The organism is Rhizobium sp. Pop5 (assembly GCF_024721175.1).
Taxonomy (GTDB): Bacteria; Pseudomonadota; Alphaproteobacteria; order Rhizobiales; family Rhizobiaceae; genus Rhizobium.
Genome location: NZ_CP099402.1, coordinates 687,004 through 708,056, shown reverse-complemented (window position 1 = coordinate 708,056; position 21,053 = coordinate 687,004). Strand labels below are relative to the sequence as shown.

Annotated in this window: 19 protein-coding genes; 12 read left to right on the top strand and 7 right to left on the bottom strand. The window is 59.5% G+C overall.

All coding sequences use genetic code 11. The annotated features are described in order from the left end of the window. Positions 1-23: 23 nt before the first annotated feature. The 3 genes from NE852_RS31330 to NE852_RS31320 are packed head-to-tail and all read left to right on the top strand — an operon-like array spanning position 24 to position 3,223. Positions 24-1,358: an aspartate aminotransferase family protein gene (locus tag NE852_RS31330; RefSeq protein WP_037170755.1), complete on the top strand. Its 1,335-nt coding sequence runs from the start codon at positions 24-26 to the stop codon at positions 1,356-1,358. 59 nt (positions 1,359-1,417) lie between these two features. Further along, a complete protein-coding gene (locus NE852_RS31325) occupies positions 1,418-1,897 on the top strand; it encodes an Lrp/AsnC family transcriptional regulator (RefSeq protein ID WP_258157031.1) in 480 nt (159 codons plus the stop codon). Positions 1,898-1,948: 51 nt separating this feature from the next. Next, on the top strand, positions 1,949-3,223 hold the full coding sequence (locus NE852_RS31320) for an FAD-binding oxidoreductase (protein WP_008523416.1): 1,275 nt from the start codon (positions 1,949-1,951) through the stop codon (positions 3,221-3,223). A gap of 34 nt (positions 3,224-3,257) precedes the next feature. On the opposite strand, the gene NE852_RS31315 is transcribed toward NE852_RS31320, so the two are convergent. From NE852_RS31315 to NE852_RS31290, 6 genes are all read right to left on the bottom strand, one after another. Further along, complete coding sequence (locus NE852_RS31315; protein WP_008523414.1) at positions 3,258-4,580, bottom strand: FAD-binding oxidoreductase; 1,323 nt, start codon at positions 4,578-4,580, stop codon at positions 3,258-3,260. A 19-nt stretch (positions 4,581-4,599) separates the two neighbouring features. Next, positions 4,600-5,025, bottom strand: coding sequence for a RidA family protein (locus NE852_RS31310; protein WP_258157030.1), 426 nt, complete (start codon positions 5,023-5,025; stop codon positions 4,600-4,602). After that, positions 5,025-6,203 carry an alanine racemase gene (locus tag NE852_RS31305; RefSeq protein ID WP_008523403.1) on the bottom strand — a complete coding sequence of 393 codons (1,179 nt, stop codon included), beginning with the start codon at positions 6,201-6,203 and terminating at the stop codon, positions 5,025-5,027. Before NE852_RS31305 ends, NE852_RS31310 begins: the two co-directional genes overlap by 1 nt. A 78-nt stretch (positions 6,204-6,281) precedes the next feature. Beyond that, the gene (locus NE852_RS31300; RefSeq protein ID WP_008523401.1) at positions 6,282-7,010 is read right to left on the bottom strand and encodes a 4-hydroxythreonine-4-phosphate dehydrogenase; all 729 of its coding nucleotides are present in this window, start codon (positions 7,008-7,010) and stop codon (positions 6,282-6,284) included. Between the two features lie 11 nt (positions 7,011-7,021). Continuing rightward, on the bottom strand, positions 7,022-7,996 hold the full coding sequence (gene pdxA / locus NE852_RS31295; protein ID WP_037170746.1) for a 4-hydroxythreonine-4-phosphate dehydrogenase PdxA: 975 nt from the start codon (positions 7,994-7,996) through the stop codon (positions 7,022-7,024). Continuing rightward, positions 7,993-9,204, bottom strand: a complete 1,212-nt coding sequence (locus NE852_RS31290) for a four-carbon acid sugar kinase family protein (RefSeq protein WP_037170744.1) — start codon at positions 9,202-9,204, stop codon at positions 7,993-7,995. Before NE852_RS31290 ends, pdxA begins: the two co-directional genes overlap by 4 nt. A gap of 108 nt (positions 9,205-9,312) precedes the next feature. Here NE852_RS31290 and NE852_RS31285 point away from each other — a divergent pair, with 108 nt between their 5' ends. Further along, positions 9,313-10,182, top strand: a complete 870-nt coding sequence (locus NE852_RS31285) for a LysR substrate-binding domain-containing protein (RefSeq protein WP_037170742.1) — start codon at positions 9,313-9,315, stop codon at positions 10,180-10,182. Positions 10,183-10,296: 114 nt separating this feature from the next. On the opposite strand, the gene NE852_RS31280 is transcribed toward NE852_RS31285, so the two are convergent. After that, positions 10,297-10,965, bottom strand: coding sequence for a FadR/GntR family transcriptional regulator (locus tag NE852_RS31280; RefSeq protein ID WP_008523394.1), 669 nt, complete (start codon positions 10,963-10,965; stop codon positions 10,297-10,299). 214 nt (positions 10,966-11,179) lie between these two features. Here NE852_RS31280 and NE852_RS31275 point away from each other — a divergent pair, with 214 nt between their 5' ends. From NE852_RS31275 to NE852_RS31240, 8 genes are all read left to right on the top strand, one after another. Next, positions 11,180-12,823: an ABC transporter ATP-binding protein gene (locus NE852_RS31275; protein ID WP_008523392.1), complete on the top strand. Its 1,644-nt coding sequence runs from the start codon at positions 11,180-11,182 to the stop codon at positions 12,821-12,823. 49 nt (positions 12,824-12,872) lie between these two features. After that, entirely contained in the window at positions 12,873-14,543 is a 1,671-nt protein-coding gene (locus NE852_RS31270) for a peptide ABC transporter substrate-binding protein (protein WP_037170740.1), read from the top strand. Positions 14,544-14,608: 65 nt separating this feature from the next. Next, a complete protein-coding gene (locus NE852_RS31265; RefSeq protein ID WP_008523386.1) occupies positions 14,609-15,559 on the top strand; it encodes an ABC transporter permease in 951 nt (316 codons plus the stop codon). A 32-nt stretch (positions 15,560-15,591) separates the two neighbouring features. After that, positions 15,592-16,470, top strand: coding sequence for an ABC transporter permease (locus NE852_RS31260; protein ID WP_037170748.1), 879 nt, complete (start codon positions 15,592-15,594; stop codon positions 16,468-16,470). A gap of 175 nt (positions 16,471-16,645) precedes the next feature. Next, positions 16,646-17,980 (top strand): FAD-binding oxidoreductase, encoded by a 1,335-nt coding sequence (locus tag NE852_RS31255; protein ID WP_008523382.1) that lies wholly within the window; start codon positions 16,646-16,648, stop codon positions 17,978-17,980. Positions 17,981-18,137: 157 nt separating this feature from the next. Next, positions 18,138-20,090, top strand: coding sequence for an acetate--CoA ligase (acs, locus tag NE852_RS31250; protein ID WP_258157025.1), 1,953 nt, complete (start codon positions 18,138-18,140; stop codon positions 20,088-20,090). Positions 20,091-20,298: 208 nt separating this feature from the next. After that, positions 20,299-20,607, top strand: coding sequence for a type II toxin-antitoxin system RelB/DinJ family antitoxin (locus NE852_RS31245; protein WP_008537324.1), 309 nt, complete (start codon positions 20,299-20,301; stop codon positions 20,605-20,607). After that, positions 20,604-20,897 carry a type II toxin-antitoxin system RelE/ParE family toxin gene (locus NE852_RS31240; protein WP_258157024.1) on the top strand — a complete coding sequence of 98 codons (294 nt, stop codon included), beginning with the start codon at positions 20,604-20,606 and terminating at the stop codon, positions 20,895-20,897. Before NE852_RS31245 ends, NE852_RS31240 begins: the two co-directional genes overlap by 4 nt. Positions 20,898-21,053: the final 156 nt, after the last annotated feature.

Here is a 21,053-nt window from a genome sequence, read left to right as displayed (position 1 = left end):
ATGAAACTTACAGGATCAAAGCTATGTCCACAGATCTTATGCCTAACCGTTTTACCCCTGGTGAAGCCACGATTCCAATGCGCGAATCTGAGCTTATCGCGCGCCGGGACAACGTACTTGGGAACTCGTACAGGCTCCAATACCGCCGACCCGTTCATTTCATTCGCGGCGAGGGCATGTGGCTCTACGATCCCGACGGACGTCGTTATCTGGACTTCTATAACAACGTGCCTTCTCTGGGGCATTGCAATCCGGAAGTAAACGCCGCGATGACGGAACAAGCCAGTCGAATTAGCGCAAACACGCGATATCTCGAACCGAGGCTTGTCGATTATGCCGAACGGCTTGTGGGCACGTTTCCTCAGGAGCTGAACCGCGTTGTATTCACCTGCACGGGCAGCGAATCGAATGATCTGGCGCTCCGCATCGCCAGATTGGTTAGCGGCTGTGAGGGCGTGATCGTCACGTCCCATGCCTATCACGGCACAAGCGCGGCCACGGCGATGGTGTCGCCCAATTTGGGCGACGCCGTCAAGCTGAGTCCTGCCGTCCGGATGGTCTCGCTGCACGGGCCCGCCGGCGTATCCGAGATGCAAGCTGCGGCATTCTTTGAGGAACAGGTCCGATCGGCCATCGCCGATTTGAATCGACGTGGCACTGGCGTAGCGGCCTTGCTCTTTGACAGCATTTTCTCCAGCGACGGCGTATGGGTGGATCCGCCTGGTTTCATTGCGGGCGGAGTCAACGCGGTGCGAGAGGTGGGCGGCCTCGTGATTGCCGATGAAGTTCAGCCAGGCTTCGGGCGGACGGGCAAAAACATGTGGGGTTTTGAGCGGCACGAAGTCGTTCCGGACCTCGTCACTCTCGGTAAGCCGATGGGCAATGGATTTCCGATCGGCGCGGTTGTCGGCCGCAAGACAGCGATGGATCGCTTTGGCGCTGCCGCCCGCTACTCAAACACCTTCGGCGGCAATACCGTCGGGATCGCGGCAGCGGATGCCGTCCTGACCATCTTGCATCGAGACCGGATCCTGGAGCATGCGCATGTCATGGGCGAGCGCCTGAGGGTGGGATTGCAGCAGCTTGCCACACGGCATCCGGGTGTTCGCGATGTCCGAAATGCCGGCCTGTTCTTCGGCATTGACATCGGGCTGGACGGAATGGGGGCGGCCGGTCGACGCGCCATGGCACTGGAGATCGTAAACCTGCTGCGTGATGATGGCGTTCTCATCAGTACGACGGGCGCCAACGAGGATACGCTCAAAGTTCGTCCTCCGCTCGTTTGCCAGGCGGAGCATGTGGACCGATTCCTCGAAGCCATCGAACATGCGCTCAGGAAAGCCGCCGCACCGGTGTGACATCAGCTGCCTCGGCGGCCGAATGGCACGCGCTCTCTTCATCAGCGAAAGCTACATCCATGAAGCTAGATCGTATCGACATCAAGATCCTGCATGTACTCCAGCAGAATGGCCGGATGACGAATGTTGAGCTTGCGGAGATGGTCAACCTGTCGCCGAGCCCCTGCCTGGTGCGACTGAAGAACCTCCAGTCGGAGGGCTACATCGAAGGCTACACGGCGCTCATCAATATCGCGAAGTTGGGGCAGGCGCTGACGGTGTTTACTGAGGTTACGCTGAAGAACCATCGGCAGACCGATTTTGCACGCTTCCTTGCTGCCATCGAGAGGATCGAGCAACTCATCGAGTGCCATGTGATCTCGGGCGGGTACGATTATCTCTTGAAATTCGTGACCACTGGGATCGGCGAATATCAGGAGATTATGGAGCGGCTGGTCGAATTGGACGTCGGTATCGACAAATACTTCAGCTTCGTCGTGCTGAAATCGCCGATCCGCAAGACGCAACTACCGCTGACGAAGCTATTTCAACCCGGTTGACCTCCTCGCCCATCTCCGGGCGATCCAACGTAAAGAACAAGGCGCACTGCCATGAAATTCCTATCCTACTGGCATGACAACGCCCAAGCTTTTACCGGGGCCGCGGAGGGTCCGGTCGATGGCCACTACGACGTCGCAGTGATCGGCGGCGGCTTCACTGGTCTCGGCGCCGCCCGACAACTCGCGAAGGCGGGTGCTAAGGTTGTGGTGCTGGAGGCGGAGAATGTTGGCTGGGGCGCCTCCGGTCGCAATGGTGGGCACCTAAACAACGGGCTTGCGCATAGCTACCTGGCGGCAAGGGCGGAACTCGGCAAGGAGAGGGCGATCGCGCTTTACAATGCCTTGGACGACTCCATCGACACGATCGAAGCGCTGATTGCGGAGGAGGGCATCGACTGCAATTTCCGCCGCGCCGGGAAGCTCAAACTCGCCTCAACGCCCCAACATTTCCAGGCAATCGCCCGCAACTTCGAAGCCGTGAATGCTGAGGTCGATCCCGACACGGCGCTGCTTGGCGCAGACGACCTGAAACAAGAGATCCGTTCGCCCTTCTTCGGCGCGATGCTCTCGAAGAAGAGCGCGATGATGCATATGGGCCGATACGTCACAGGGCTTGCCGAGGCCGCAAAGCGTCACGGCGCGACGATCTTCGAGAACGCCGCCGTCACGGGCCATCGGCAGTCGGACCGCCGTCATCATCTGAAAACCGGTCGCGGCAGCGTCACCGCCGATGCGGTGCTTGTTGCCACCGGCGCCTATACACCCTCGACCTTCGGCTATTTCCGGCGCCGGATCATTGCGGTAGGCAGCTTCATCATTGCCACGCGTTCGCTGAGCGAAGCGGAGATTGCGGCGACGATGCCCGGCAACCGCACCTGCGTCACGTCGAAGAATATTGGCAACTATTTCCGGCTCTCGCCCGACAACCGACTGATCTTCGGAGGCCGCGCGCGCTTCTCGGCAACTTCCGACCACAGTTCGGACGCCAAGATCGGAGCGATCCTGAAGGCGAGCCTCACAGAGATCTTCCCGCAACTTGCCCGTGTCGAGATCGACTATTGCTGGGGCGGCCTCGTAGACGTCACCAAGGACCGGTTTCCGCGCGCAGGCTTTCATGATGGCGTCTGGTACGCCATGGGTTACTCCGGCCATGGCGCGCAGCTTTCGACCCATCTCGGAATGCTAATCGCCGACGCGATCCTCGGACGGCCGGACCGCAATCCCATGAAGGGGCTCGACTGGCCGGCGGTCCCGGGGCACTTCGGAACACCCTGGTTCCTGCCGCTGGTCGGCATGTATTACAAGATGCTGGACAGCGTCGGCTAGGAACTTCTTGTTTTACACTGGCCCTCTGCCCCGATCAGAGCCCGCCGACCTCGACCCTCGAGCCGTCAAAGAAGCGCGACAGCCGGAAAGGCGTGGGATCGACGCAAGGCCTATCGTTCGCAACCAGGTCGGCTGCCAGGCGGCCGATGCCGGGGCCAATGCCGAAGCCATGGCCGGAGCCGCCGGCCGCCAAATAAAGGCCCTTCACGTGATCGGAAGCCGAGATGACCGGCACCGCGTCCGGCGTGCAGTCCACATAGGCGCCCCAACTGTCAACGATTTCGACACCCTTAAGCGCCGGAAACTGCTCGGTGACGCCCTCTAGAATAGCCTCGATCGTCCGGCGGCTCGGCGTGGGGTCGAGAACACGGATCCGCTCGAAAGGCGAAATGGTATCCTTTGTCCAGCGCGCCAGCGCTTCGGGTCCATGGAACATGGATCTGCCGACGCCGATCTGAACCGCTTTCAGTCGCTTCAGAAACATCGGCATGAACCAGCGTGCATATCGAATGCCCTGCGGCGTGATATCCAGTGTCGCCCTGCCGCTGATCGCAAGCGTGTAACTGCCATCCAACCTGCGGGTCAGCGAGCACTCCGGTGTATATATCGCCTCGCCGAGATTGGCTGTGGGTCGCGTCCGAATTGCAGTCTGGCGCACACTTGCCTGTGGGAACTGGACGCCGTATTGGCGGCAGAACAAGGAGGCCCACGCACCCCCGGCGTTCAGAACGGCCTGCGATCTGATAATTCCTTTTTCGGTGATCACTCCCGCAACTGCGCCATTGACGATATCGAGGCCTCGTGCAGCGCATTCCTGGTGGATGGTCGCGCCAAATTTGCGGGCGCCGTTCGCGATCGTCGGCGCGGCAATGGCCGGTTCGCCTTTGCCATCATCGACCGAATGGACGCCGCCAAGCCAGCTGCGGCCTTGCGCAGGAATTCTGTCATGCGCTTCGCGGGCACTTAACATCTTCGTGTTGACGTCGAATTGCCGCGCGATATCAAGCCATTGTTCCCATTCCGCCAGTTGCCTAGGGTCGTCAGTCGCGTAGAACAGACCGCATCGACGAAAGCCGACGTCCTCGTCGATTTTGGCGGCAAACTGGTCCCACGCCTGCATGGAAATCCCCGAGAGCGGCAATTCGCGCTCATCCCGGTTCTGCCGACGGCACCAGCCCCAGTTTCGGCTGGACTGCTCACCGCCGACATAGCCCTTTTCCACCAAAGCAACGGTGAGCCCCCGCTCCGCAAGAAAAAATGCCGCCGAGGCACCGACAATCCCACCGCCGATGACGACGACGTCCGCCTTGGCGGGAAGCTCTTGATCGCTCTGTATGCGTTTGAGGAGTGGTGACATCGAGGCTGACCTGAATTGATTAGTCGGGGCTGTTTTCTGCTTGCCGGGCAGGGGCGTCATGCGGCAGCACGGCGATGGCGTCCACTTCGACAAGATAGCCGTAGTGGAGCTCTGGCACTGGAACCACCGTGCGGGCCGGGCGCGCCTCTCCTAGCCTTGCTGCATAGACCTGGTTGAAGACTGGCCAATTGCTGACACCGACGATGTAGGCCGTCACCCTGACGAGATCGCTGGGGGTTCCGCCTGCGGCGTCGAGAACTGCCAGCATGTTGTCGATGGCCTGCCCGGCTTGCGTCGCGAAACTCTCGTCGCGAAGCGGCGCTCCATCCGGTCTGATCGGGAGCTGGCCTGATATATAGAGATGCTGGCCCGCCAGCTTCGCCTGGACGTAATGACCTGCAGGACTGGGCGCACGATCGGTATCTATAGTTATGAAGGAGGACATCACCAACCTCCGAAGCGTTGCCAGCACGCCTCAATGGCGTGCGATTGGCCTCGAACAACATGATAGGCTTCGTGCTGCGCCGCCGTCGCGCAGGCATGGTTTGGCAGGATCCTGACGCGGTCTCCGATCCTCAGATCGGGCAGACGAGCGTCCGACCCGGGCCGCACGGCGACAATGCCATGCTCCTGGTTCGCATCGGCAACGATGATGTCACGATAGTTCTGGCCTTGGATGTCGCAGACGAGGCCATATCCCTGGTCGACGGCTTGCTTGCTCGTGCCGCGATCCCGCGAGAGCGACATCCATCCCGCGTCGGTGATGATCCAGCCCTTCTCGCGCTGGTGCCCGATCACCGTTGCAAGAACGCTGAGCGCAATATCGTCGACCTGACAGACTCCGATCCCCGCCATCACCAGGTCGAAGAACACGAATACGCCTGCACGGACCTCGGTCACTCCGGTAAGATCCTTCGCGTAATGGGCCGTCGGCGTCGACCCTACGCTGACGACGGGGCAGGGCAGGCCCGCACTGCGCAGAAGTTGCGCAGCTCCCACGACGGCCGCTCGCTCCGATTCCGCATATCGCTGCTGTGCCTCGGGGCCTCCGCCCTTGTAGCTGTCGCCAGCATGGGTCAGAACGCCACGCAGCTCCGCACCTGCCGCAAGCGCCAGCCCGATCTCCAGCAGCTGGGCGTGATTGGTGGGAACAACACCCGAGCGGTGGCCGTCGCAATCGATCTCGATCAAGGCTGGGATCCGCATTCCCGCGCTTCGGGACGCCTCGGCAACTGCCTGGGCCTGTTCGACGGTATCCAGCACCACCACGAGATCGACGCCCTTGGCGCGCAGTTCGACGACCCGAGCGAGCTTTGCAGGGGCGATGCCAACAGCATAGACCATGTCGCGCAGGCCATCGGCCGCGAATTGCTCGGCTTCCTTTAGTGTGGAGACGGTCGCCGGGCCCTCAGGGGCACTCATGATCCGCCGGGCGACCTCAATCGACTTCGCCGTCTTCAGATGCGGCCGGAGCGACACGCCCAGGCTGCCGAGTCGGTTCCTGAGCCGCGTGATATTCCGGTCCATCCGGTCAGCATCCAGCACCAGGCTGGGCGTTTCAACCACCTCTAGAGTGGCCGTCGCCGCCACCGAAGTGGAAGGGTCGAACGTCGCTAGATCCATGTCTCTGGTCTCCAAATTCGAAATTCACCTTGTCGCCAATTCGTAAAGATGGCAATTAATGGTTGGTGAAGGTTCGATTCAGTTAGATATTAATGTTGACCATGCGATATCGCCCGCATTTGCCTGAACTTGTTTGAGCACGTCGATTTCCGTCTCGATCTCCAACCGAAGATTGGAACTGCCGGAAAATGCCCCGTTGAAAGCCGCGGTTCCGATGGTAAACCCTGCAGCGCCAGATCGCACGACGGCCGCCATCCTTTGAGGGCTGTCGATCGAGCCGGCGATCACCACGGGCTTGTCGACGGCTTCACACACGCGCGTCATCAGCGCCTCAACATCGCCGTCGAAGCGATAAGCGAGCAGATCGAGACCACTGACACCCTCGATCGCCGTCAACTGCAGAGCACTTTCCACGATCGTTTCGATCGTCCCTTCGAGCTTGCTCGGATGGCCGACGATCTTGCCGGGGAACGGATAGTACAGGATGTTCTTCCCAGCAATGACAGGCAGAACGACATTGGGCCGCGTTCCACCCATCAAGATGTCGACGCCGAGGTCGACGGCGGCCTGCGCGGATCGTCGCTCGCTCTCCTCGTCGAGGCTGACCACCTCGAGGTGGAGCGTCGCACCCGCGGCCTTAATCGCCGCGGCAAGGTCCAAGAGCCTATCCAGGGGCAGACCAATATCCTTGAATCCCACATGCGTGATGCCGGCGGCAAGCACATCCTTGAGGCGCTCGGCCGCGTCGGCAACGGTGCGATCTTGATGGGTGAGCATGAAAATGAAGTCGGGAGAAGTTTGGGGCATCGAAAGCGCTCCTAGATAGCGTTGAGAAACAGCGCCTGATCGAAGGCGTAGCGAAGAGAGGAATGATCGGCCGTACCCTGGCCGGCGATGTCGAATGCCGTACCGTGATCGACGCTGGTGCGGATGAAAGGCAAACCGATGGTGACGTTGACGCCGTTGTCGATACCGAGATACTTGACCGGGATGAGGCCCTGATCGTGATATTGCGCGACGACGATATCGAACTCGCCCCTGCGGGCCCGCATGAAAATCGTGTCCCCGGGCCAAGGACCGGACGCGTCTATTCCGACTTCCTGAGCCCGGCTGATTGCCGGCGCGATGATGTCGAGATCTTCGCGTCCGAACATACCGTTTTCGCCGGCATGGGGATTGAGGCCGGCCACCGCAACGCGCGGCGACGCAATCCCATAAGCCTTGCCTGCCCGGTGCGCCAATTCGATCGTTCGGAAAACCGAATCCTCTGTCACGAGGTCGATCGCATCGCGTAATGATACGTGGATCGTGACCAGAATGACGCGAAGCTCGTCGTTCGCGAGCATCATCGCGAACTTGTCGGTCCCCGTCCGCTCAGCAAGGATTTCCGTATGGCCGGGATAATTGAGCCCACCCTGCTTCATCGCTTCCTTATTGATCGGCGCGGTGACGATTGCCCGGATATTTCCTGCCAGCGCTTCGTCGATCGCCCGCACGACATAGTCGTAGCTGGCGCGGCCGGCACGAGCGTCCACCTGACCGATAGGCAAATCGTCCGGCAGATCCGAGACGTTGAGAACGGCTATGAGCCCGCTGTCTGGCAAAGCGTCATCGACTGACGCGACGGGCTGCACCTGCAGGGGAAGATTGAGGGTGCGGACCGCGCGCTCCATTACCCTGGCGTCACCGATCACCACCGCTTGTTCCGGCAGCCCGTTCGCGAAGACACGGGCGATAATTTCTGGGCCGATCCCACAGGGATCGCCCATCGTTATTCCAATAGGTTTCTTCATTTCTTATCTCCAAGCCAGAGACCCCGAAGCAGCGCGGCCGATGTCAGCAGGATATGCGGCGAACCGAAGCCGCCCGCCTTTGTGATAATGTGAATGGGATGCGGCCCCGTGGTGCGGCCGACCGGAATTCCGGGCTCGATCTCGCTCAGGAGTTCGAGTGAACTGATCTCAAGTTCGCTCAACACGGATTCGGCGGTGTCACCGCCCGTCAGGAAAAGCCCGGTCACGGATTGACTTCCCATGACTGCCCGCACAGCCTGGCCAAGAGCGCTTGCGATGGACCGAGGATTGGCGGACGCACTCCCTTCGGACGTGGTTAGAATAATATCTCCGCCGGATGCAAATCGGCTGTACTCCGCAGCGGCGCGTTCGGCGGCGAGAGCGGGAGAGCGAGACGCCGCCTCCGAGTCGATAATGATCTGCCGGACGTTGCCGGTGCTTATCAGTCTTGAGCATTGCTCGCGGCTCTGCGGATTCACACTGCCGATGACAAAGAGATTGACAGGCGTCGTTGCCGTGGACGGTGCGATTTCATCAGCCCGGCCCACATAGTCCGCCAGCGCGATCGCCAGGCCCGGAGATCCACACCAGAGGATGGACTTTGGATCGGCCGCCGATTTCACCAGCAGTGCCAAGTCATCTTGCACAGTCGCATCGGCGATCAGCAACTTTCTGCCGTTGGCGACAAGTTCACCGGGTTTCAATGCCCGCACTTCCGCAAGCGTGAGATAACGCACTTCCACATCCGGGACGTCCCGAAAAAGGGCGCGAAGATGGGAGTCCGTTACGGGGTGTAGCGGGTCCTTGACAAATTCGGTTTGCTCCAACGGCACGCCACGAAGAAGCTGCCGCCCACCTTCAGTGGTTCGCCCACCGGCGGGGAAAGCCGGAGCGACGATTGCAATTGCCCGGCCGGAAGCCGGGAGCGCGGCAGTTATCTCGGCTCCAACGTGGCCGCGAATGGTCGAATCGACGGTGTTGTAGAGAATATCCGCGGACGCAAGGCTTCTCGCCGCCTTCCTCGCCCGATCGGCAGCGTCTTCAGCCGATGCGGTGCGGCTTGCCTTGTTCACCGATATGATCGGCACGTTTTCCGGCGACGTCTGCCGGCAGTCGGTGAAAACCAGGCATCTGTGCCCCATGCTCACGAATGGTCCGGCGCCATCCGTCGCACTTGTCAGATCATCGCCTAGGATTCCTACCTTCAAAGTCGCAGTCCTGTCGGTTTTCGTTGTAACGACGAGGATATTAGCGCTATTGCCTTTGGCGAAAAAACGATCAATTCTGACCGAATTCAGTTACTTTGGCTCACAGATATGGCCGCACGATTACCTTCTTTATCCGCGCTCAGAGCATTTGAATCGGCCGCACGTCATTTGAATTTCGGGCGTGCCGGCGATGAATTGTTTGTTACGCACAGCGCCGTCAGCAAGCAAATACGCTTGCTCGAGGAAGACCTTGGGGTAAGCCTTTTTGAACGAAGAAACAGAGCCGTTTTCCTCACCGACGCGGGCCGGCGCCTGCTTGGCACGATGAGCGAGGTGTTCCGCCAGATCAGCGATTGCTGCGACGAAATAAAGCGTGGGGGGGCGGCACCGCTGGTGGTCTCATGTGAACCGACTTTTACGCAGCGCTGGCTGATCCCGCGCCTTCCGCAATTCAATGCACTTCATCCGGACATCGAAGTTCACGTTTTGGCCGCTGGCGGTCCCGTAAGCTTCGACAGAAGTCACATTGATCTGGCGCTCCGGAGAAGCGATTTTAGCTGGTCGCCCGAACTCTTCGTGGAAACGGTGGTCGAAGAACGTGTCGGGCCAGTATGTGCGCCACGCCTGCTGGCTGGCGGCGGAGATGAAATTCTCTCGTTGCCTCGAATTCATTCGGTAACGCGTCGAGATGCGTGGGCAAGATACCTGGCGGACAACCGGATCGGAGATCCAAATCCACCCGGTAGCCACGCGTTCGAACATTTCTATCTTAGCATCGAGGCTGCAATCGCTGGATTAGGGGCCGCGATCGGCCCAGAGCCCTTGGTAGCCGACGCTGTCGAAAGCGGGCAACTCGTGGCGCCGTTAGGCTTCTCCAGCAATGGCTATAGTTACATTCTGTTGAGCCGCCTTGCGTTTGAAGGGGATACCAGAAAACGGGATTTCCTTGCGTGGCTTCGGGCGCAGTTCGGCCGGTAAAGCAAGCAGCTTGACTGGCACTCCGAGGCGGATGGTCCGCGTCGTGAGATTATCGATAGCATCCACGACAGAGCAGGGAGGCACCAATCGATACCAATTGCTCAGATCGAGTTCTCAGATGCTGGGGCCTAGTATGTTCGCTCTGGCTTCAATGATGTGGTCGTACATATTTCGCTCAGCCTCTCTGCTGTCGCGATCCTTGATTGCGTCAAGGATCGCCTGATGGCTGACGATATAGGCCTTCATGCGCTCAGGGGTCAGCGATTGTTCTTTCATTTTCCCCCACAGATTTCCGGCGCGCACAGCGTGAATGCCTTCATAAAGCGACGCAAGAAGACCATTACGCGCGGCCTGGACGACGATACGGTGAAAAACGGCGTCCCATTTTTCGAATTCTCCAAACGACTCCGAGGCGCTGCCTTTGACGATGGATTTCTGCATCTCTTCGACTTCCTGCCTGGTCGCACGTAACGCTGCCAACGCTGCGATCTTTGGCTCTATGATCAGCCGAGCCTCGAAGACTTCCGCCGGATAGGTGCGCAAAGTGTTTCCTTCATTGCTGGACGGCCGGCGAAGGGCGCTGGAGCCTACGCCGCTGCCGGCAATGAAGGTCCCCCTGCCAACATGCCTGATAAGGCGGCCTTCCTTCTCTAACGAACTGAGCATCCTTCTCAGGGCGGTACGCGGCAGCCCGAGTTTCAACGCCAGGTCACGCTCGGGAGGCAGTCGATCCCCAGGTTCCAGACCTTCCGCCTCAATGAAATCCTTCAAGACCACGCTCATGTGCCCTCCGATAAATATTTCGCGAAACCAATTTGATCCATATTGACACCAATGGCAAGACCAATCTTATATTAATCGCAGAACCAACGCCGATTGGTAGCGAACGGCGCTGGAGTCCAAGGATCAGCTGTGCACCGCTCAAGAGACTATGAGCAGCACGCGTGCAGCGACAAAAACATCAATCAAGAAGCTGCGTAGACAAGGGAGATTATCGATGGCCGCCACGACTGAGGCTATTCCAGCAGACGACGCAGCACTTTCGGTGCGCGCCCTGACAGTCGACCTGCCAAAAGGCATGGAACGGGCGCATGCCGTCGAAAACGTCTCGTTTGAGCTCAAGCGTGGTGAGATCCTTTGCATCATCGGCGAATCTGGATCCGGCAAGTCAGTAACGGCGAACACGATCATGGGACTGTTGCCGAAGATTATTCCGGTCTCTTCCGGTGCGATCAATCTCGATGGAACGGCCATCGTTGGCGCGCCAGCAAAAAAGCTGCGCCAGCTGCGCGGCCGCGTCGTCTCAATGATCTTTCAGGATCCCCTATCGGCGCTCAACCCACTGATGACGGTTGGCGAGCAGGTTACTGAAGTGATGGCGGCCCACGGAGTGGGTACCAAGGCCTCGCGCCGTGAGCGCGCTCTCGAACTGCTGACCGAAGTCGGCCTGCCCGATCCGGAACTGATGTACCACCAGTATCCGTTCAGGCTTTCAGGTGGCCAGCGCCAACGCGTCATGATCGCGATGGCACTGGCCCTTGAACCGACCGTTCTGATCGCAGACGAACCGACGACAGCCCTCGACGTAACCACCCAGGCGCAAATCCTGAAGCTCATCCGTGACATTCAGCGTCGTAAGGACATGAGCGTCATGTTCATCACCCACGACTTCGGCGTTGTGGCTGAGATCGCCGATAGCGTCGTTGTTATGGAGAAAGGACGGATCGTCGAGCAGGGCAGCGCCGATCAGGTTCTCAAATCCCCCACCCATCCCTATACCCAGCGCCTGATCGCGGCTGTTCCGCGCCTGACGGGCGAAGACAGAAAGCTCGATGTACCGACGAGCGACGAGACCATCCTGACGGTCCATGGACTGTGCAAGACCTACCGCAGCGGCAGCGCCTTGTTCGGCAGCCAGCGTGTCGTGCCTGCGGTGAAGGACGCGTCATTCACGTTGTCGGCGGGCCGCACCCTCGGCATTGTCGGGGAAAGCGGTTCCGGAAAATCGTCGTTGGGACGGCTCTTGATCAAACTTCAGGACAGCGACAGCGGTCAGATCCTGTTTGAGGGAAAGGACATCGTCAAACTCTCAGAATCCGAGTTTCGGCCGCTGCGCCCTCGAATTCAGATGATTTTCCAGGATCCTTTCGCCTCACTCAATCCACGCTCCACGATCGGTCAAATACTGACCGTCGGGCCTGTCGCGCATGGCATGCCTTACGCGCAGGCGCGCGAAGCGGCCCGGGCGTTGCTCTCCCATGTCGGTCTCGATGCCGGTGCCTTCGGCCGCTACCCTCACGAGTTCTCGGGTGGACAGCGCCAGCGCATCGGCATTGCCCGGGCCTTGATGTTCAAGCCCAAGCTGCTGATCGCGGACGAGGCGGTCTCCGCGCTCGATGTGTCGATCCAGGCCCAGATCCTCAAGCTGCTTGATCAAATCCAGCGCGAAACGGGCGTCTCAATGATCTTCATTACCCATGATCTTCGTGTCGCCAGTCAGATCTGTGACGAAATTGCAGTGATGCAGAAGGGCCGGGTCGTCGAGCGCGGCCCTCCGTCCCAGATCTTCCTGAAGCCGCAATCAAACTACACGCGCGAGCTTGTCGCTGCAATTCCGGGAGAAAGCCGAAGAGACAGCTGAGATCAACTCCCGGCGGTAGCTTCCTAATGAGCAAAAGAGAGGGAATAAAATGACAAAAGATTCTATGACCAAAGCGAACTATTCTCGGCGCGACGCACTGCGCCTGATGGCAGCAGGCGGCATTGCCTGCTTTGCCGCTCCCAATCTGATCGGCAAGCCTGATATTGCCCGGGCCGCGGACAAGAAACCTGCAGGCCGCGTCGTGGTCGGGCTTTCGCAGGAACCGACCGTTTTCAATCCGCTGATGGCGCATATCGAAACGGATGATGCGGTACACTTCTCGCTCTTCGACGCGCTCTTTCGCATGGATCCCGGCGGTGTGCTCCAGCCCAATCTCGCGACGGAAGTGCCGACGCAGAAGAACGGCGGCATCTCCGAGGATGGCCTGAACTGGTGCGTTCGCCTGCGTGATGATGTTCGCTGGCATGACGGCAAGTCGTTCACGGCCGAGGATGTGAAGTTCACCCTTGAACTGATCACCAATCCGAAATTCCGCGCCTGGCGCACCGGCGGCCATTCGCTGGTGCGTGACCTCACGGTGGTCTCGCCAACTGAAATCACCTGGCGCATGGAGCAGGTTTTCGCTCCTTACCTCTCGTTTCTCACCGAAACCTTCATCGTGCCAAAGCACCTTCTCGAGAACGAGGCCGATCCGAACACAGCAGCCTTCAACCAGGCACCCGTTGGCACCGGCGCCTTCAAGTGGACACAGCGCGTCGCCGGTGACCATCTCGAACTGGCCGCGAACCCGGATTATTTTGGGGACGGGCCGTATGTCGAACAGCTCGTGTTCAAGTACATTCCTGACCAGACGGTGCTGTACACGCAGTTCAAGAGCGGCGACATCGACCTCACAGACCAGGCGTACATCACGCCGGATCACTACGACGAAGCCAGCAAACTGCCGGGCCGTGTGGTGAGCCTCGTGCCCGGTGCCTCCGTCGAGTCGCTCTACCTCAATCTCGAGCGGCCGCAGTTCAAGGAACTTGCGGTGCGTCAGGCACTCTATGCCGCAATGGACAGGGCGGCAATCATCGACGCGCTCTATTTCGGCGTGGTTACAACGACCGAAACCTTCATGCCGAAGGAGTCATACTACTTCAATCCGAAACTGCCGGCGCAGGAATTCAATCTCGACGCCGCACGCAAACTCCTCGACGATGCCGGCTGGGTACCGGGGTCGGATGGTATCCGCGAGAAGAATGGAGTGAAGCTGGCATTCAACAATTCGACGACATCTGGCAATAATCTCCGTGAGCAGGTGCAGCAGTTCCTGCAGCAGACATTTGCAGACATTGGCGTCCAGATGACGATCTCGAATTTGCCGGCCGCCGTGATGTTCGGCGAATTCTGGCTGAAGTCACAGTTCGACACGGCGATCTCGGGCGTTACGCATCTGATTGCCGCAGACCCCGACGCCACCAACCGCCTCGCGACCAGTGCGATTGCCGCTAAGGGTGGAAAGGGCTCGAACGTCGGCCAGTATTCCAATCCGGAAGTGGATGCGCTGCTCAAGAAGGGTGCCCAGACCTTCGATCCGGATGCACGGCGTGAAATCTACTACCGTATCCAGGAAATCGTGCGTCAGGACCTTCCCTTCCTCCCGCTGTTTGCCGCCACCTATGTGGTCGGCACGAAGGACGGCCTTGAAGGCTGGGAACCGAATACGAACACGCGCACGGCATCATGGCATGCTGCCGCCTGGCATTGGAAGAGCTGAGTACCTACCGTCGCCGCCGCGCGCGCGGCGGCGGCCTCTATTGGCGCTATCAAAAGGAGAGCTCCATGCGTAGCTTCCTACTTAACCGGTTCGCTCAGAGCCTCGTCCTGCTCCTGATCGTTTCCGTCATCGGCTTCGTGGTGCTCAACCTGATTCCCGGCGGCCCACTGGCGCAGTTTGGGCTGGATGCCAGCATGACGCAGGATGACTTGAACCGACTGGCCGAACAGATGGGGCTAAACCGTCCGCTGTGGATGCAGTATCTGGATTGGGCCTGGCGCCTTTTGAAAGGAGACTGGGGCCATTCCTTCCGCGACGGGGCGCCGGTTCTCGAGGTAATTGGCCGACACCTCATGGCAACGCTGTTGTTGATGGGATCGTCCACCATTATCGCGATTGCCATCGGAACGTGGATTGGCGTTCGCGGCGCCATAAAGCGCTATTCGCTTTTCGACTACATGGCGACGGTCGGTGCGATGGTGGCTCTTTCGATCCCGACATTCTGGTTTGGCCTGATCGGCATTTACGTGTTCTCGCTCAAACTTGGCTGGCTGCCAGCCGGCAACATGTACACGATCGGCGACGAGTCCGTTCTGAACTACCTCCACCATCTGATTCTGCCTAGCGTGGTGCTGGCGCTGGTGCATGTGGCCATCTGGAGCCGCTACATGCGAACGGCTACTCTCGACGTTATCAATCAGGAATTCATCAAGACCGCCCGCGCCAAAGGATTGAGTGAGCGGCGCATCTTGATGAAGCATGTTATCGGCAATGCCCTCCTGCCGATGATCACGCTCCTTGGGATGCAGCTTCCCAGCGTCCTGACGGGGGCGTTGGTGACCGAGACGGTTTTCACCTGGCCAGGGATGGGCCGCCTGTTCCTCGACAGCCTCGGCTACAGCGACTATCCGGTGGTGATGGGATTGCTCATGTTCTCGGCGATTCTTGTCGTGCTTAGCAACCTGGCCACCGACATCGTTGTCGCCGTCATCGATCCCCGTATCCGTCTGAGTTAAGCGCCATGAACGCTCATCAGGAGTCAGCCATCATGACTGCCATTGCCGCAAATTCTCCTCGGGAGCGCTGGTGGAACAGCCGAACCGCGCACCGTTTCATGAAGCACCATTTGGCCCTCATCGGCATGGTGATGATCGCTCTGCTGACGCTGGCATGCGTCCTGGGTCCGCATTTATTGCCGTATGATTCTCTCTATATCGATCTGCGCGCCCGCTTCGCTCCGCCGCTGACCGGCCAACATTACCTGGGCACAGATCCGCTGGGGCGGGACTTGGCTGCCCGGTTGTTCATGGCGGGCCGAATTTCGCTCCTGGTCGGTTTCTCGGCGATGCTTTTGTCGACCCTGATCGGAACCCTTGTCGGCGTGGTGGCCGGATATCGGGGTGGTCTGGTCGGCACGGTCCTAATGCGAACTGTGGATGGCTTCCTTTCCTTCCCGTCCATCTTCCTCGTGCTTGCTCTTGCCGCTGCGCTGAAGCCGAGCCCGATCATGATTACCGTCGTCATTGCTGCAACGAGCTGGATGGAAGTTGCCCGCATCGTCGAGGCCGAGGTGCGCTCCCTGCGCGAGCGTGAATTTGTGCTGGCCGGCCGCATGCTGGGACTGAGCGCAACGCACATCATGTTCCGCGAGATCCTTCCCAATGCCATGGGCCCGATCATAGTCGCGGCCACCCTGACGGTCGCCCGGGCGATCCTGATGGAGGCCTATATCAGCTTTCTCGGCTATGGAATTCAGCCGCCACTGCCCAGCTGGGGCAATATGCTGAACGGCGCGCAGCAATATCTGGGTACCGCGCCCTGGCTGGCGATCATTCCCGGCGCGGCCATAACGATCGCTGTCACCAGCTTCAACTTCATCGGCGACGGCCTCCGCGATGCGTTCGATGTTCGCGGTGATCACAGCTGAGAAACAGCATCTCGCGCTCGACCACAAGAGACATCCGCCCAGGTCGGCGGAAGAGAGCGGGCGTAATTGCCGCCTCGGACTCATCGGGTAAGTCCGGTGTGCACGACGACGAAATATTGAGCTTTACCACTCCTGTCGAAAATGACTGGAGCACGATGCCAGAGGAATAGTGACCATGCCGGCCCAGGTTCAGACAGTAAGTGATAGCGTCTCCTTTCCAACCGAGGTCGACGTCGTCGTCATCGGGGCGGGCATTGTCGGCACCTGCACGGCCTATGAACTGGCCCGCAAAGGGGTCTCGGTTGCCCTGCTCGAAAAGGGAATCGTCGGTGGCGAACAGTCGAGCCGTAACTGGGGGTGGGTCCGCCAGCAGAATCGCGACCTCTATGAACTCCCGTTAGCCATGTACAGTCTGCGGCGCTGGGAGGAGTTGGGCACCGAAACAGGCCGTGATCTCGGCTTTCGGCGGAGCGGGATCCTTTACTGCACCAAAGAAGAGGCGGATGTCGCCCGTTGGGAAAAGTGGGGGCAGGCTGCTCGTCTTCGGGGTTTTCATAGCCAGATACTCGGCGCTTCCGAGGCCAACGAGCGCGCTTCGGGCGGCACGTCTTCCTGGGTGGGTGGCGTTTGGTCACCGAGCGACGGGAGAGCCGAGCCTGGCCTGGCCGTGCCTGCCATCGCCGAGGCCGCAAAAGAAAATGGCGTATCGCTCCACCAGAACTGCGCGGTCCGGGGCCTCGACATCGCCAACGGCCGGGTAACAGGCGTTTGGACAGAGCGAGGACTGGTGAAAGCCAGCACCGTTGTCTGCGCCGGCGGAGCATGGGCTTCCCGGTTTTCTCATCGGTATGGCATCGAGGTTCCGGTCGCAAACATCTCCGGGACGGCGATCAAGACCACTCCTGCACCCCAAATCATTCAAGCCGGATGCCTCTCCGCCTCAAACTTCGTGCTGCGGCGCCGGATAGACGGTTCATACACGGTTGCCGTACCGGGGCGTGGAACGCTCGATATCACGCCCCGAGGGATGCGATATGCGTTCAAATTCTACCAGATGTACCGCAGCAAGATCGGCAAGAAGCTGAAGTACCGTCTGAACAGCAGCTTCTGGAATGGGCCCGATGCTTTCAGTAGCTGGGAGAACGATGAAGTCTCGCCGTTTGAAAAAAACCGCATTCTGGATCCTGCGCCGGACGGAGAACTCGTGAAGCTCGCATTGAAGAACCTTGAACGCGAATACCCGGTGCTCAAGGGAATCGGGGTCGAGCGGGCGTGGGGAGGGCTCATCGATACTTCGCCAGATCTCGTCCCCGTAATCTCAAGAGTGGAGCAACTGCCTGGTTACGTGATCGCCGCAGGATTCAGCGGCCACGGCTTTGCCATCGGACCGGGTGCCGGTCGGTTGGTCAGCGAGATCGTGATGAACGAGACGCCCATCACGGATATCTCACCCTACAGGCTGAGCCGGTTCAGCGACGGCTCGGCAATCAGACGACCGGAAATGATGTAGCTGTCGACGTTGGGTCGCAGTCGAAGGTGCTGCCGGCAGTGTGCCCATAAACGGGTCTCATATCGACCAATCGGTCGGATATCGATCAAACAGAGCGGCTTCAATTTTCCCGTCGAGCGGGATCAGTTTTGAGGAGCCAAACACAGGGAGCTAAATAGTGGTCCTCGAGCGCTACAACGTGCCGCGCCTCGTCCGGGAACGAGCATTCATAGACCGGGAAAAGTACCTGAAATGGTACGAGGAGAGCATTGAGAACCCGGACAAGTTCTGGGGCAAACACGGCAAGCGGATCGACTGGTTCAAGCCCTATACCAAGGTCAAGAACACGTCCTTTACCGGCAAGGTCTCGATCAAGTGGTTTGAGGACGGCCAGACCAATGTCTCCTACAATTGCATCGACCGTCATCTGAAGACCAATGGCGACCAAGTGGCGATCATCTGGGAAGGCGACAATCCCTATATCGACAAGAAAATCACCTATAACGAGCTCTACGAGCACGTCTGCCGGATGGCGAACGTCTTGAAGAAACACGGCGTCAAGAAGGGCGATCGTGTCACGATCTACATGCCGATGATCCCTGAGGCGGCTTACGCGATGCTCGCCTGCGCCCGCATTGGCGCCGTGCATTCGGTCGTCTTCGGCGGCTTCTCCCCCGAGGCCTTGGCCGGGCGCATCGTCGACTGCGAATCCACCTTCGTCATCACCTGCGACGAAGGTCTGCGCGGTGGCAAGCCGGTGCCGCTGAAGGACAATACCGATACGGCGATCCACATCGCCGCCCGCCAGCATGTGCATGTCAGCAAGGTGCTGGTCGTGCGCCGCACCGGCGGCAAGACCGGCTGGGCGCCGGGCCGCGATCTCTGGTATCATCAGGAAGTCGCCACCGTGAAGCCGGAATGCCCGCCGGTGAAGATGAAGGCGGAAGATCCGCTGTTCATTCTCTATACGTCAGGCTCGACCGGCAAGCCGAAGGGCGTGCTGCACACGACGGGCGGTTATCTCGTCTATGCCTCGATGACGCATGAATATGTCTTCGACTATCATCATGGTGACATCTACTGGTGCACGGCCGATGTCGGCTGGGTCACCGGCCATTCCTACATCGTCTACGGGCCGCTGGCCAACTGCGCGACGACGCTGATGTTCGAAGGCGTGCCGAATTTCCCCGATCAGGGCCGCTTCTGGGAAGTCATCGATAAGCATAAGGTCAACATCTTCTATACGGCGCCGACGGCGATCCGCTCGCTGATGGGCGCCGGCGACGACTTCGTCACGCGCTCCTCGCGCTCATCGCTGGGCCTGCTCGGCACGGTCGGCGAGCCAATCAACCCGGAAGCCTGGGAGTGGTATTACAATGTCGTCGGCGACAAGCGCTGCCCTGTCATCGATACCTGGTGGCAGACGGAGACCGGCGGCCACATGATCACGCCGCTGCCGGGTGCGATCGATCTGAAACCCGGTTCGGCGACGGTGCCGTTCTTCGGCGTCAAGCCGCAGCTGGTCGATAATGAGGGCAAGGTGCTGGAAGGGGCAGCCGATGGCAATCTCTGCATCACCGACAGCTGGCCGGGCCAGATGCGCACGGTCTATGGCGATCACGAGCGCTTCATCCAGACCTATTTCTCGACTTACAAGGGCAAGTACTTCACCGGCGACGGCTGCAGGCGCGACGAAGACGGCTATTACTGGATCACCGGCCGCGTCGACGACGTGCTTAACGTCTCCGGTCACCGGCTCGGCACGGCGGAGGTGGAATCGGCGCTCGTCTCGCACAATCTGGTTTCGGAAGCGGCGGTCGTCGGGTATCCGCATGCGATCAAGGGTCAGGGGATCTATTGCTATGTGACGCTGATGGCCGGCCATGAAGGGACGGACACGCTTCGCCAGGAACTGGTGAAACACGTGCGCGCCGAAATCGGGCCGATCGCGGCTCCCGACAAGATCCAGTTCGCGCCGGGCCTGCCGAAGACCCGCTCGGGCAAGATCATGCGCCGCATCCTGCGCAAGATCGCCGAAGACGATTTCGGCGCTCTAGGCGATACCTCGACGCTTGCCGATCCCGCTGTCGTCGATGATCTGATCGCCAACTGGCAGAACAAGGAACGTTGAAGGGGCTATTTTACGATATCACCTCCTTACAATCAAAAGCACGAGTTCCATAAATACCCGATATGCCACATGATTGAGATGACGTTCGGCGGTTCGGACACATTCAGGAGCAACTACAGGAAACGAGAACCCGCAAAGGCAGCTCAACAGCGCTATGGCATTTGTCATTCATTTGCATTAACATCTCATCTGAAAGTCGGAGATCGCAATGGCTGCAAATGCACTGGTACAAACTCGTATTGACGCCGAGATTCGGGATCGTGCCTCCGCAGTGCTTGGAAATATGGGGCTTACGGTATCGGACGCGGTTCGTATCTTGCTCACCCGGACAGCCAACGAGGGTGCGCTGCCACTGGAGCTTCTTTCAGGCAGCGAGGCCCATGACGCTTGGTTTCGCGCCAAGGTACTTGAAGCGCTGAACGATACGCGACCGGACGTTTCGGACGATGAAGTCGAGACACATTTTGCTGAACGTAGAGCGGCCGCCCGCCTTAACGCGGGCGCGCGCAAATCGTGAAGCTTACCTGGTCTGCGTTCGCGTTATCGGATCGCGACGCCATCTTCACATACATAGAAGGAGAAAATCCGTCAGCCGCCATTCTGGTCGACGAACGGATCGTTGCTGCCGTCCGTCGCTTGATAGATTTTCCAGCGAGCGGCCGTGTTGGCAGAATCGCTGGCACCCGAGAACTGGTGATCAACGGCACGCCCTACGTCGCGGCGTATTCATTTAATGAAACAGCGGTCCGGATTCTTCGCGTTCTCCATGGTGCGCAGGAATGGCCAGATACTTTGCCAACGGGCTAGGCTTTTCTCTATGCTGAGGATAGTCGGGTCGCTGGTTCGTATCGGTTCAAGGCGAACGAGACCAGCCCCATTCGGCGGCGCATATTGCAGCTAGCAAGATCGGCTCGATGCGATGCGCTGCGGGGATAAAAACACCGTACTACCACCTTGCGATAT

Coding starts and splice junctions, on each gene's coding strand:
- NE852_RS31330 (WP_037170755.1), top strand. CDS start 24: ATGTCCACAGATCTTATGCCTAACCGTTTTACCCCTGGTGAAGCCACG.
- NE852_RS31325 (WP_258157031.1), top strand. CDS start 1,418: ATGAAGCTAGATCGTATCGACATCAAGATCCTGCATGTACTCCAGCAG.
- NE852_RS31320 (WP_008523416.1), top strand. CDS start 1,949: ATGAAATTCCTATCCTACTGGCATGACAACGCCCAAGCTTTTACCGGG.
- NE852_RS31315 (WP_008523414.1), bottom strand. CDS start 4,580: ATGTCACCACTCCTCAAACGCATACAGAGCGATCAAGAGCTTCCCGCC.
- NE852_RS31310 (WP_258157030.1), bottom strand. CDS start 5,025: ATGTCCTCCTTCATAACTATAGATACCGATCGTGCGCCCAGTCCTGCA.
- NE852_RS31305 (WP_008523403.1), bottom strand. CDS start 6,203: ATGGATCTAGCGACGTTCGACCCTTCCACTTCGGTGGCGGCGACGGCC.
- NE852_RS31300 (WP_008523401.1), bottom strand. CDS start 7,010: ATGCCCCAAACTTCTCCCGACTTCATTTTCATGCTCACCCATCAAGAT.
- pdxA (WP_037170746.1), bottom strand. CDS start 7,996: ATGAAGAAACCTATTGGAATAACGATGGGCGATCCCTGTGGGATCGGC.
- NE852_RS31285 (WP_037170742.1), top strand. CDS start 9,313: ATGGCCGCACGATTACCTTCTTTATCCGCGCTCAGAGCATTTGAATCG.
- NE852_RS31280 (WP_008523394.1), bottom strand. CDS start 10,965: ATGAGCGTGGTCTTGAAGGATTTCATTGAGGCGGAAGGTCTGGAACCT.
- NE852_RS31275 (WP_008523392.1), top strand. CDS start 11,180: ATGGCCGCCACGACTGAGGCTATTCCAGCAGACGACGCAGCACTTTCG.
- NE852_RS31270 (WP_037170740.1), top strand. CDS start 12,873: ATGACAAAAGATTCTATGACCAAAGCGAACTATTCTCGGCGCGACGCA.
- NE852_RS31265 (WP_008523386.1), top strand. CDS start 14,609: ATGCGTAGCTTCCTACTTAACCGGTTCGCTCAGAGCCTCGTCCTGCTC.
- NE852_RS31260 (WP_037170748.1), top strand. CDS start 15,592: ATGACTGCCATTGCCGCAAATTCTCCTCGGGAGCGCTGGTGGAACAGC.
- NE852_RS31255 (WP_008523382.1), top strand. CDS start 16,646: ATGCCGGCCCAGGTTCAGACAGTAAGTGATAGCGTCTCCTTTCCAACC.
- NE852_RS31245 (WP_008537324.1), top strand. CDS start 20,299: ATGGCTGCAAATGCACTGGTACAAACTCGTATTGACGCCGAGATTCGG.